The 11,929-nt window shown below is 60.1% G+C and carries 9 protein-coding genes; 4 read left to right on the plus strand and 5 right to left on the minus strand.

Translation table 11 applies throughout. The features are described 5' to 3' along the window. Positions 1-120: 120 nt before the first annotated feature. From GXP72_RS06945 to GXP72_RS06955, 3 genes are all read right to left on the minus strand, one after another. Complete coding sequence (locus GXP72_RS06945; protein ID WP_090417640.1) at positions 121-936, minus strand: Cof-type HAD-IIB family hydrolase; 816 nt, start codon at positions 934-936, stop codon at positions 121-123. A 207-nt stretch (positions 937-1,143) separates the two neighbouring features. Then, positions 1,144-3,576 (minus strand): formate C-acetyltransferase/glycerol dehydratase family glycyl radical enzyme, encoded by a 2,433-nt coding sequence (locus tag GXP72_RS06950; protein ID WP_208763647.1) that lies wholly within the window; start codon positions 3,574-3,576, stop codon positions 1,144-1,146. A 4-nt stretch (positions 3,577-3,580) separates the two neighbouring features. After that, positions 3,581-4,480, minus strand: coding sequence for a glycyl-radical enzyme activating protein (locus GXP72_RS06955; RefSeq protein ID WP_208763648.1), 900 nt, complete (start codon positions 4,478-4,480; stop codon positions 3,581-3,583). A gap of 128 nt (positions 4,481-4,608) precedes the next feature. On the opposite strand from GXP72_RS06955, the gene fsa reads away from it, so the two are divergent. Beyond that, on the plus strand, positions 4,609-5,271 hold the full coding sequence (fsa, locus tag GXP72_RS06960; RefSeq protein ID WP_023326972.1) for a fructose-6-phosphate aldolase: 663 nt from the start codon (positions 4,609-4,611) through the stop codon (positions 5,269-5,271). A gap of 98 nt (positions 5,272-5,369) precedes the next feature. Here fsa and moeB read toward each other — a convergent pair whose 3' ends face one another. Together moeB and moeA are read right to left on the minus strand one after the other, a co-directional pair. Then, positions 5,370-6,122, minus strand: a complete 753-nt coding sequence (gene moeB, locus GXP72_RS06965) for a molybdopterin-synthase adenylyltransferase MoeB (RefSeq protein WP_208763649.1) — start codon at positions 6,120-6,122, stop codon at positions 5,370-5,372. 1 nt (position 6,123) lies between these two features. Continuing rightward, positions 6,124-7,356, minus strand: a complete 1,233-nt coding sequence (moeA, locus tag GXP72_RS06970; protein WP_208763650.1) for a molybdopterin molybdotransferase MoeA — start codon at positions 7,354-7,356, stop codon at positions 6,124-6,126. A gap of 187 nt (positions 7,357-7,543) precedes the next feature. Between moeA and iaaA the strand changes: the two genes are divergently transcribed. The 3 genes from iaaA to gsiB are packed head-to-tail and all read left to right on the plus strand — an operon-like array spanning position 7,544 to position 11,927. Next, entirely contained in the window at positions 7,544-8,482 is a 939-nt protein-coding gene (gene iaaA, locus GXP72_RS06975; protein ID WP_032649358.1) for a beta-aspartyl-peptidase, read from the plus strand. A gap of 11 nt (positions 8,483-8,493) precedes the next feature. Beyond that, positions 8,494-10,365: a glutathione ABC transporter ATP-binding protein GsiA gene (gene gsiA / locus GXP72_RS06980; RefSeq protein ID WP_208763651.1), complete on the plus strand. Its 1,872-nt coding sequence runs from the start codon at positions 8,494-8,496 to the stop codon at positions 10,363-10,365. 23 nt (positions 10,366-10,388) lie between these two features. Next, positions 10,389-11,927, plus strand: a complete 1,539-nt coding sequence (gene gsiB, locus GXP72_RS06985; protein WP_048990344.1) for a glutathione ABC transporter substrate-binding protein GsiB — start codon at positions 10,389-10,391, stop codon at positions 11,925-11,927. Positions 11,928-11,929: the final 2 nt, after the last annotated feature.

Here is an 11,929-nt window from a genome sequence, read left to right on the forward strand (position 1 = left end):
AAAATGTCTATAAGTGATACTTTAAGTTAAAATTAAGTTAATGCAAGTTTAAAAACTTGACGCAAGCCACAGGACGGAAAAAGAGTGATAAGCCGGAGCCAGGCTCCGGCGAGGAGAGGATCAGGCGTCGAACGGGGAGTGGTGGTCGAGCACGGCCTGAATAACGTTCAGCGCGCCCTGATGGTTGTTGTCGTCGGTGCTGTAGCGGCTGATTTCTTTGATGCTTTCCGCCGCGTTGCCCATTGCAAAGGAATATTTCACCAGCTTCAGCATCTCGGCATCGTTGCCGCTGTCGCCAATGGCCACGCACTCCTGCGGGGAGATTTTCCAGCGCTTCAGCAGACGGCTGATGCCGTTGGCTTTGTGCAGGCCGGGGATAATCAAATCGACAAAACCAAAGCCGCTGGTGACGGGCTTCATGATGCCGTCCAGGGAGACGTGCAGCTTATCCACCAGATTAGGGATATCGCTGTCCGGCAGGTTCAGGGAGAACTTAAACAGCACGTCGTCAATTTCACGGTAATCGCTGATGCGCTTTAAGCGGTGGTAGTGCTTTGACATCAGCGCCACGAACGCTTCAGGGGCTTTGTCGCTCACGTAGGCACTCTCCAGCCCGCAGGCCACGAAGTTCAGCCCTTTATCTTTCAGCAGCTCGCCAATGACGATCTGCGATTCATGGCGGGTCAGCTCGCCGTGAAAAATCTGCTCCCCGCGATCGAACACCAGCGCGCCGTTTTCCGCCACGAAGGAGATCCTGTCTTTCAGCTCCGGAAAGAAGGAGATGAGCTGGTAATACTGGTTGCCGCTGGCGACAACGAATTCAATGCCGCGGGCTTTAAGCTGTTCAAACTGTGCCTGGAAGCGGTCACGATCGTACTGCTTGGCATCATCAAGAAAAGTTCCGTCCATATCGGTGACGATAACTTTAACGGTCATACTGTGCTCCTGGGTCACTGCGTTTTGAAACATTCTAATAACAAGGTGACGGGGAGCACAAATTTAATTTCATTCGAAAGTAAAAGCAAAACGGCAACCGAGGTTGCCGTTTTTAGTGTTTTCTCCCTCTCCCCGTGGGAGAGGGCCGGGGTGAGGGCATCAGCGTGCGTATTTCCCCCTCACCCTCAAGGGAGAGGGGATACACCGTTACAGCGTATGCTCAGTACGCGCAATAATATCGTCCTGCGCATCCGGCGACAGGGCGGTGAAGAACGCCGAGTAGCCTGCGACGCGCACCACCAGGTCACGATACTGGTCAGGATGTTTCTTCGCCTCCAGCAGCGTGTCGCGCGAGACGATGTTGTACTGAATATGCCAGCCCTTATGCACCTCGAAGAAGGTGCGCAGCAGCACCATCAGCTTCTGGCGATCGCTGTCGTTTTCCAGCGTTGACGGGTTAAGCTTCTGGTTCAGCAGCACGCCGCCGAGAATCGCCTCGGTAGGCAGTTTACCCACGGAACCGATGACCGCCGTTGGACCCAGGTGGTCGGTACCGGAAGCCGGGCTTGCCCCTTCCGCCAGCGGCGTGTGCGCCTTACGTCCGTCCGGTGTCGCCATCGTCGCCGCGCCAAACGGCACGTTCGCGGAAATCGAGGAGGTGCCCGCGTAGTAGTTACCGCCAATCGGGCCGCGGCCGTAGCGCGGGTTGTGGTACTGCTTCAGCTCTTCAATATAGGTCTGATAGGCACGGGTCAGCAGCATATCCACGCTGTCGTCGTCGTTGCCGTACTTCGGCGCGCCGTTGATCAGGCGCTGACGCAACTGCTCGTGGGTCAGCCCGTCGAAGTCATCCGCCAGGGCGGCCGCCAGCTGCTGTTGACCGATGACGCCCTGTTCGAACACCAGCTTCTTCACCGCCGCCAGGCTGTTGCCGAGGTTGGCGATGCCCACCTGCAGGCCGGAGACCCAGTCATACTTCGCGCCGCCCTGCTTGATGCTTTTCGCGCGCTCGATGCAGTCGTCCACCAGCGCCGAGCAGAGAATATCGTGGACATTTTCCTCCAGCATGGTGTCCACCACGTACTCAATCTCGATGGATTTACGGGTGTAGTAGCGGATCTGGGTATCCCACGCCGCCATCACCTCGTCGAAATTGTCGAAGTTACCGGCTGAGAGGGCTTTCTCCTGCGGCAGGAACACCTTGCCGCTGGTGGCGTCGCGCCCGCCTTCCAGCGCCGCCAGCATGACGCGGGCGAAGTTGATAAAGCTCATGCCGGTGCAGCGGTAGCCCCACTTGCCACCCACCGCGGTTTCGATGCAGCCGATGGCCGCGTAGTCGTAGGCGTCGTCGCGCTCAACGCCGAGCTTGATGAATTCCGGGATCACGATTTCGTCGTTGTTGAACGCCGGCATTCCGAAGCCGCAGCGGATCACCTGCACGCAGGCGTCGAGGAAGTCGTTGCTCATGCCCGCGTGATAGCGCACGCTCAGGTTCGGCTGGGTGGAGCGCAGACGACCGCAGGATTCCAGAATCGCGTACGAGAGCGGGTTCACCGCGTCCATCGGCTCACCGTTGACCAGCTTCTGGCCGCCGATGGTGACGTTCTGGTACAGCGGGCTACCGGCGGAAGCCTTGGAGTGCGAGCCGGAGCGGATCTTGTTCACTTCCAGCAGCTTCAGCCAGCAGCTGTGCAGCAGCTCAATGGCGTGTTCGCGGTCCAGGCTCTGGTTCAGCTCCACGTCGCGGCGGTAGTACGGATAGAGATACTGGTCCATACGCGCGAAGGAAACGGAGTGGCCGTTGGACTCAATCTGCAGGATCAGCTGAATGAAGTAGCACAGCTGCAGCGCCTGCCAGAAGGTTTTTGGCGGCTCGTGAGCAATCACGTCGCAGTTTTCTGCTATCGCCAGCAGCTCGTCGCGGCGGCTTTCGCGGGTTTCGGTTGAGGCCATCTCGCGCGCCAGATCGGCGAAGCGTTTGATGTGCAGGCTCACCGCTTCCAGCACGATATCAATTGCCTTCAGGAACTGATCGCCGTGCAGGTCTTCCAGCACCGTCAGGTTGATGCGCGAGCGGCGCTCGGCCACTTTAGCGCGCAGGCCGTCGAGACCTTTCTCCAGCACCAGCGGGAAGTTCACCGCCAGGTGTGCGTCGCCGGAAGTCATGTTGCCTTCGGCTTTGATGATGCCGGTTTCCAGCAGGCCTTTCTGCTCGTCGGTAAACATGCCGTAGCAGCGGTCCTGCACCGTCTGGCCGCGCCACCACGGGCAGATCTCGTGCAGGACGCGCTTGTTCTCTTCGCTCACCGCAAAGCCCGCGCCCGGGCGATCGGCCAGATCGTCGATCTCTTTCTCAATCCAGGAGACGGTGTATTCCGGGAAAATCGGTGCGGCGCGCACTTCGCTTGCCTGGTTACCAATAATCAGCTCGTCGTGTTTGATCCAGATGGTACGCTCGGCCAGGTGATGGGCCAGCGCCAGGGCGCGACGGACCGGGATCGGCTTGTCCATGTGCTGCTGGTACATTTCGGTGTAATGCTGCGCGCGCTCGGTACAGACCGGCGGCTTAACGATATGCACCAGCGCCGTTTTGTGCGCCTTAATGCGCTCGCTGAGGGTATTGAGATTCAGGGTTGTCATAAGTTTATCCTCGTAAGGTCGCGGTTAACCCTTTCTGGCAGGCGTACTGCTGCGCGAAGTCCAGCAGGGCAGGGTTATCCAGCGGTTTGTCAGGGGCAGAGTAGGGTTGGCCGAGCAGGGTGTATTTGTTCATGCCCAGCGTGTGATACGGCAGAAAATGAATATCGTCGACGCCGAGTTCGTCGGCGGCGAAGTTGGTGATGGCGGTGATGGAGGCTTCATCGGCGTTAAAGCCCTGGATCAGCGGCACGCGGATGGTGATTTTTTTCCCGGCAGCGGCCAGGCGTTTCAGGTTGTCCAGGATGCGCTTAGCCGAACCGTCCGTCCACTGTTTGAACACGTCACCGTCGACGTGCTTCAGGTCGGCGAGGAACAGATCGACGTAAGGTAATGACGGCTCGATATAGTGCCACGGCACGTGAAGGCAGGTTTCGACGGCGGTGTGGATACCCTGGTCATGGCTGGCTTTAAACAGGGCCTGTGCCAGCTCGGGGTTCATAAACGGCTCGCCGCCGGAGAGGGTGATCCCGCCGCCGCTGCGGTCGTAGAAGGGTTTATCGCGCAGTACGGTCGCCATGATCTCCTCGACCTGCTGCTCTTCACCGCAGACGGTCAGCGCCTGCGTCGGGCAGCAGTCGGTCAGGGCATTAAGCGTCTCTTCACTTAATTTCTCACGATGAATGACCAGCCCGTTCAGCGCGCGTTCGATACAGCCCGGTGCCGCCTGCTGGCACAGGTCGCAGCCGTCCAGGCACAGGCGTGCATCAAACAGCACGTCCCGGCTGCGGGAGCGGCTTTCCGGATTCTGGCACCAGCGACAGCCCAGCGAGCAGCTTTTCAGGAACACCACGGTTCGAATGCCGGGGCCATCGTGGGTAGAGTAACGCTGAATATTGAAGATCATGATTTTGCCTCTCATCTTGCATATGAAGATTAAATGACTTTCGAATGAAAGTTATCTTGATGCAGGTCAACTCTTGAGCAGGTTTTGTCGTGATAGGGTAAGTGCAGGCTAATTTTGAGGGTGACATCATGGAACTTTATCTCGACACATCTGACGTTGCGGCAGTCAAAAAGCTGGCGCGTATCTTCCCGCTGGCGGGCGTGACCACCAACCCAAGCATCGTTGCGGCCGGTAAAACGCCGCTCGACGAACTGCTGCCGGCGCTACACGACGCGCTGGGCGGCAAAGGTCGTCTGTTCGCCCAGGTGATGGCGACCACCGCCGAAGGGATGGTGGAGGACGCGCGTAAGCTGCGCGCTATCATCAACGATCTGGTGGTGAAAGTGCCGGTGACCGCAGAGGGGCTGGCGGCAATCAAGATGCTGAAAGCGGAAGGGATCCCGACGCTGGGCACGGCGGTTTATGGTGCCGCGCAGGGGATGCTCTCCGCGCTGGCGGGTGCAGAGTATGTGGCGCCTTACGTTAACCGCGTGGACGCGCAGGGCGGGGACGGGATCCAGACCGTTGTGGAATTACAGCAGTTGCTGACGCTGCATGCCCCACAGTCAAAGGTGCTGGCCGCGAGCTTTAAAACCCCGCGTCAGGCGCTGGACTGCCTGCTGGCAGGGTGCGAGTCCATCACGCTGCCGCTGGACGTGGCGCAGCAGTTTATTACCTCTCCGGCAGTGGATGCGGCGATTGTGAAGTTTGAGCAGGACTGGCAGGGGGCGTTTGGAAGGACGTCGATCTGACGCGGTTGCCGGGTGGCGCTAACGCTTACCCGACCTACGGTTTTCTCCCTCTCCCTGTGGGAGAGGGCCGGGGTGAGGGCATCAGGCCGCAGCAGGGTTTACCCTCCGCAAACCTCACACCCCGGGTTACGCATCAGCTTCATATCGCGGAACTGGCAGGTCATCGCGTCATACATCACGATTTTCCCCGCTGCGGGCGTGCCGTAATTCGCCAGCACTTTGATCGCTTCCATTGCCTGCAATGAGCCAATCACGCCGACGAGCGGCGCCATCACGCCCGCCTCAACGCAGGTCAGCGCATTCTCGCCAAACAGACGGCTCAGGCAGCGGTAGCAGGGTTCACCCTCGGCGTACGTGAAGACGCTGATTTGCCCCTCCATGCGGATCGCCGCGCCGGAGACCAGCGGGGTTTTGTGGGCAAAACAGCCCGCGTTGAGCTGGTTGCGGACGGTGACGTTATCGGTGCAGTCCAGCACCAGGTCGTGCCGGGCAATCTGCGCGGAGAGCGCGTCGTCATCCAGCATTGCGTCAATCAACGTGAACTGAACGTGGGGGTTGATGCGCGCCAGCGCAGCCCTGGCGGATTCCACTTTCGGCTGGCCCACCGTCGCGTCGCTGTGCAGCGTCTGGCGCTGCAGGTTCGAGACCGATACGGTATCGAAATCCAGCAGCGTCATCTTTCCCACGCCCGCTGCGGCAAGATACTGCGCGGCGGCGCAGCCCAGACCGCCCAGACCGACAACCAGCACGTTTGCCGCCTTAAGCGCTTCCTGACCCTCGAAGTCAAACCCGCGCAGCACAATCTGGCGGTTGTAGCGCATCATCTCCTGGTCGCTCAGCTCCACCGTCATGTCAGCCTCCGAACAGGTGGTTAAAGCGCTCGACCTCAACCCACTCGCCTGCTTCCACGTTACCGCGCTCGCGCTCCAGCACGATAAAGCAGTTGCCCTGGCTGAAGGAGCTGAAAATGTGCGAGCCCTGGTGCCCGGTGGTGCTCACTTCGAGCTCGCCGTCCGCGTTGCGCGCCAGAATGCCGCGCTGGAAATCGAGGCGGCCCGGTGATTTTTTCAGGCGCGTGGCGGCACGAACGCGCTGGCGTTCCGGCAGCGGGCTGGCCGTGTTGCCGGAAAGCTTCGCCAGCAGCGGGATCACCAACTGGTAGAAGGTGAGTGCCGCCGAGACCGGGTTACCCGGCAGGCCGCAGAACCAGCTGTGTGAAAGCTTGCCAAACGCGAACGGTTTGCCCGGCTTGATCGCCAGCTTCCAGAAGCCGATTTCACCCAGTTCCTCGAGGATGGTTTTGGTGTAATCCGCTTCGCCCACGGAGACGCCGCCGGAGCTGATGACCACGTCGGCTGCGTTATCCGCCTCGATAAACGCGGCGCGCAGTTTTTCCGGATCGTCAGGAATGATGCCGAGGTTAATCACTTCGCAGCCCAGCTGCTCCAGCATCAGGTGTACCGCCAGGCGGTTGGTATCGTAAATCTGGCCGTCCTGCAGCGGCTGGCCCGGAAGCTGCAGCTCGTCGCCGGTGGAGAAAACGGCAACGCGCACTTTACGGATAACGTCGATGTCCGCGATGCCGAGCGAGGCCAGGACCGGCAGCTCCGCCACCGTCAGCTTCTGTCCGGCGGCAAAGACCGTCGCGCCGAGGGTAATGTCCTCGCCGGTACGGCGGATGTTCTGGCCCGCTTTGACGCTCGCGGTAAAATGCACGCCGTCGTCGGTCTGTTCGGTCTCTTCCTGCATCACCACGGCGTCGCAGCCTGCCGGAACCGGTGCGCCGGTCATAATGCGCACGCAGGTGCCCGCAGGCCATTCACCGCTAAACGGCTGACCCGCAAAGGCTTTACCCGCCACCGGCAGGGCGTTACCCGTCTGGAGATCCGCCAGGCGTACCGCGTAACCGTCCATCGCGGAGTTATCAAACCCCGGCACGTTAAGCGGAGAGACGATATCGCGCGCGGCAATACGGCCAAAACAGCGCACGAGGGGCAGCGTCTCAACGTCATGCAGCGGGGAAACTCGGTCAAGCATCTGCGTGAGTGCCGTCTCAAGCGGCATCAATCCGGCGGTAAAATCCATGGTGGGCTCCTGCGGAGTAACAACGAAAGCGTCCATTATGGCAGAAAAGTGCGGCTAACTGTATGACCGAAGGGGGCACGCTTTACATCACTGTTACGTCTTTCTATATTCAAAAATCATCTGAAGTTTCGTCGACGATAATGATATTTATAGAAAAAGCCGCAAAACAGGCTAACGGGTGATGCGAATGGTTAAGGCGGTAATCGCAATTCATGGCGGGGCCGGGGCAATCACCCGAGCACAGCTCACGCCTGAGCAGGAAAAACGTTACATCGACGCGCTGTACGCCATTGTGGAAACGGGCCAGAGAATGCTGGAAGCGGGCGAAAGCGCGCTGGACGTGGTCACCGAGGCGGTGCGCCTGCTGGAAGAGTGCCCGTTATTTAATGCGGGGATCGGTTCGGTCTTTACCCGGGATGAAACGCACGAGCTGGATGCCTGCGTGATGGACGGCGTCACCCTGAAAGCGGGGGCCGTGGCAGGCGTCAGCCACCTGCGTAACCCGGTGCTGGCCGCGCGTCTGGTGATGGAAGAGAGCCCGCACGTGCTGCTGACGGGCGCGGGGGCGGAGAGGTTTGCCTTCGAACACGGAATGGAGCCGGTATCGCCGGATCTGTTTTCCACGGAAGCGCGCTATCAGCAGCTGCTGGAAGCCCGTTCGGCGGGCATGACGCAGCTTGACCACAGTGCGCCGCTTGATGAAACCACCAAAATGGGCACGGTCGGCGCGGTGGCGCTGGATAAGGCCGGAAACCTCGCGGCGGCGACGTCAACGGGCGGGATGACCAACAAGCTGCCCGGACGCGTCGGCGACAGCCCGCTGCCAGGCGCTGGCTGCTATGCCAATAACGCGACGGCGGCGGTGTCGTGTACCGGAACCGGGGAAGTGTTTATTCGCGCCCTCGCGGCCTACGACATCACCGCGCTGATGGATTACGGCGGCTTAAGCCTGAGCGAGGCCTGCGAGCGCGTGGTGATGGAAAAACTGCCTGCCCTGGGCGGCGTCGGCGGACTCATTGCGGTGGATCATGAGGGCAACGTGGCACTGCCGTTCAACAGCGAAGGCATGTATCGCGCCTGGGGTTATGCCGGTGATGAACCGAGCACGGGGATCTATCGTGAATAAGGGGGCAGCGCGTGCCGCACAGTGAAGAGCTGGACAACCGCGAAGTGCTGGCTGTCCATCAGCTGAATATTGCGTTTCAGGAAGAGCGGCAGTTCATCCCCGCAGTACAGAATTTATCGTTTTCGCTCAGGCGCGGCGAGACACTGGCGATTGTTGGCGAATCCGGCTCCGGGAAATCGGTCACCGCGCTGGCGCTGATGCGCCTGCTGGAACAGACGGGCGGGCAAATCAGCAGCGAGAAAATGCTGCTGCGCCGCCGTAACCGTCAGGTCATTGATTTAAACGAGCTGAGCGGCGCGCAGATGCAGGGCGTGCGCGGGGCGGACATTGCGATGATCTTTCAGGAGCCGATGACCTCCCTGAACCCGGTGTTCCCGGTCGGGGAGCAAATTGCCGAGTCCATCCGTCTGCATCAGGGGCTGAGCGGCGATGAAGCGCTCAAAGAGGCCCGACGGATGCTGGAGCTGGTGCGCATTCCGGAGGCGCAGGCCATTCTGGGGCGCTATCCGCATCAGCTTTCCGGCGGCATGCGCCAGCGGGTGATGATTGCCATGGCGCTCTCCTGCCGTCCCGCAGTGCTGATTGCCGACGAACCAACGACGGCGCTGGACGTGACGATTCAGGCGCAGATCCTGCAGCTCATCAAAGTCCTGCAGCAGGAGATGGAGATGGGGGTGATTTTCATCACCCACGATATGGGCGTGGTCGCCGATATCGCCGATCGCGTACTGGTGATGCACAAGGGCAGCGCGGTGGAAACCGGCACGGTTGAGCAGATTTTTCACGCGCCCGTGCATCCTTACACCAAAGCCCTGCTGGCGGCGGTTCCGCGTCTGGGGGCGATGAACGGTAGCGATTTGCCGCGCCGCTTCCCCCTGATTTCTCTCGAGGCGTCTGAGCAGCAGGAGGATGAGCGCGAGCAGGACACCGTGGTGCCGGGTAAGCCCATTCTGGAAGTGCGCGATTTGGTCACCCGCTTTCCGCTGCGCAGCGGCGTACTGAACCGGGTGAAGCGCGAAGTGCACGCGGTGGAAAACGTCAGTTTCGATCTCTGGCCGGGTGAAACGCTGGCGCTGGTGGGGGAGTCCGGCTGCGGTAAATCTACCACCGGACGCGCGTTGCTCCGTCTGGTGGAGTCACAGGAAGGCAGTATTACCTTTAACGGTGAGCGCATTGATATCCTTCCGGACAGCAGGCTGCAGGCGGTGCGGCGGGATATTCAGTTTATTTTCCAGGATCCGTATGCTTCCCTCGACCCGCGCCATACGGTGGGGTATTCGATCATGGAGCCGCTGCGGGTACATAACCTGCTCGATGGCGAAGCGGCACAGCGTCGCGTGGCCTGGCTGCTGGAGCGCGTCGGCCTGAAGCCGGAGCACGCCTGGCGTTATCCACACGAGTTTTCCGGCGGACAGCGGCAGCGTATCTGCATCGCCCGCGCGCTGGCGCTAAACCCGAAAGTGGTGATTGCCGATGAGTCCGTCTCGGCGCTGGATGTCTCTATCCGGGCGCAAATCATCAACTTATTGCTGGATTTACAGCGGGATATGGGCATTGCCTTTCTGTTTATCTCGCACGACATGGCGGTGGTCGAGCGCATCAGCCATCGCGTGGCGGTGATGTTTATGGGGCAAATCGTGGAAATTGGTCCGCGAAGAGCGGTGTTTGAGAACCCACAGCACCCGTACACCCGCAAGCTCATCGCGGCGGTCCCGGTAGCCGATCCCGCGCATCGTCACGGCCAGCGCGTGCTGCTGCAGGATGAAATGCCGAGCAATATTCGTAAGCGTGGCGAGGCCGTGGAGCGCGTGACGCTGCGCGAGGTCAGTCCGGGGCATTTCGTGGCTCCCCCGCGTCAGGACAATGCCTTTTCGCGGTTATAACTTTCAACAGGCAGGAGAACACAATGGTTACATTTGTAGCGCGTAGATGGTTGTTAGCCGCGAGCGTGACGGCAGCCCTGGCCGCTGCCCCCGCGTTCGCTGCCAAAGATGTGGTGGTTGCCGTCGGCTCTAACTTCACCACGCTCGATCCGTATGACGCCAACGACACGCTCTCTCAGGCGGTGGCGAAATCGTTCTACCAGGGCCTGTTTGGCCTGGATAAAGAGATGAAGCTCAAAAACGTGCTGGCGGAGGGGTACACCGTGTCCGACGACGGACTGGTGTATACCATCAAGCTCAGGACCGGCGTGAAGTTCCAGGATGGGACAGATTTCAATGCGGAGGCGGTGAAGGTTAACCTCGATCGTGCCAGCAATCCGGAAAATAGCCTCAAGCGCTATAACCTGTATAAAAATATCGCCAGCACCGAGGTGGTCGACCCGGCAACGGTAAAAATCACCCTGAAAGAGCCGTTCTCCGCGTTTATCAATATTCTGGCGCATCCGGCAACGGCGATGATTTCCCCTGCCGCGCTGAAGAAATACGGCAAGGAGATCGGCTTCCACCCTGTTGGCACCGGTCCGTACGAGCTGCTCACCTGGAACCAGACCGATTTTGTGAAGGTGAAGAAATTCGCCGGATACTGGCAGCAGGGGCTGCCGAAGCTCGATACCATCACCTGGCGCCCGGTGGTGGACAACAACACCCGTGCGGCGATGCTGCAAACCGGCGAGGCGCAGTTTGCCTTCCCGATCCCGTATGAGCAGGCCGCCATTCTGCAGAAAAACAGCAAGCTGGAGCTGGTCGCCAGCCCGTCGATCATGCAGCGCTACATCAGCATGAACGTCACGCAAAAGCCGTTCGATAACCCGAAGGTGCGTGAGGCCATCAACTACGCCATTAACCGTCAGGCGCTGGTGAAGGTCGCCTTTGCGGGCTATGCCACTCCGGCCACCGGCGTGCTGCCGCCGGCTATCGCCTATGCGCAAAGCTATCAGCCGTGGCCGTACGATCCGGCCAAAGCGCGCGAGCTGCTGAAAGAGGCGGGCTTCCCGAACGGCTTCAGCACCACGCTGTGGTCCTCGCATAATCACAGTACCGCTCAGAAGGTGCTGCAGTTTACCCAGCAGCAGCTGGCGCAGGTCGGCATCAAGGCGCAGGTCACCGCGATGGATGCCGGACAGCGTGCGGCAGAGGTGGAGGGCAAAGGGCAGAAAGAGAGCGGCGTGCGGATGTTCTATACCGGCTGGTCGGCCTCGACCGGTGAAGCAGACTGGGCGCTGTCGCCGCTGTTTGCCTCGCAGAACTGGCCGCCAACCCTGTTCAACACCGCGTTTTACAGCAACCCGCAGGTGGATAAAGACCTGGCCGATGCCCTGAAAACCACCAAGCCGGAGGAGAAAGCACGTCTCTACAAGGACGCGCAGGACATCATCTGGAAAGAGTCGCCGTGGGTGCCGCTGGTGGTGGAGAAACTGGTGTCAGCCCATAATAAAGCGTTGACCGGGTTCTACATCATGCCGGATACGGGCTTTAGCTTTGACGATGCGGATTTAAAATAAAC

The organism is Enterobacter sp. SES19 (assembly GCF_011765665.1).
Classification (GTDB): Bacteria; Pseudomonadota; Gammaproteobacteria; order Enterobacterales; family Enterobacteriaceae; genus Enterobacter; species Enterobacter pseudoroggenkampii.

What these genes read in the sequence shown, in the direction of transcription:
- gsiB (WP_048990344.1), top strand. Translation starts at nt 10,389, where the DNA reads ATGGTTACATTTGTAGCGCGTAGATGGTTGTTAGCCGCGAGCGTGACG.
- iaaA (WP_032649358.1), top strand. Translation starts at nt 7,544, where the DNA reads ATGGTTAAGGCGGTAATCGCAATTCATGGCGGGGCCGGGGCAATCACC.
- fsa (WP_023326972.1), top strand. Translation starts at nt 4,609, where the DNA reads ATGGAACTTTATCTCGACACATCTGACGTTGCGGCAGTCAAAAAGCTG.
- GXP72_RS06955 (WP_208763648.1), bottom strand. Translation starts at nt 4,480, where the DNA reads ATGATCTTCAATATTCAGCGTTACTCTACCCACGATGGCCCCGGCATT.
- moeA (WP_208763650.1), bottom strand. Translation starts at nt 7,356, where the DNA reads ATGGATTTTACCGCCGGATTGATGCCGCTTGAGACGGCACTCACGCAG.
- GXP72_RS06950 (WP_208763647.1), bottom strand. Translation starts at nt 3,576, where the DNA reads ATGACAACCCTGAATCTCAATACCCTCAGCGAGCGCATTAAGGCGCAC.
- GXP72_RS06945 (WP_090417640.1), bottom strand. Translation starts at nt 936, where the DNA reads ATGACCGTTAAAGTTATCGTCACCGATATGGACGGAACTTTTCTTGAT.
- moeB (WP_208763649.1), bottom strand. Translation starts at nt 6,122, where the DNA reads ATGACGGTGGAGCTGAGCGACCAGGAGATGATGCGCTACAACCGCCAG.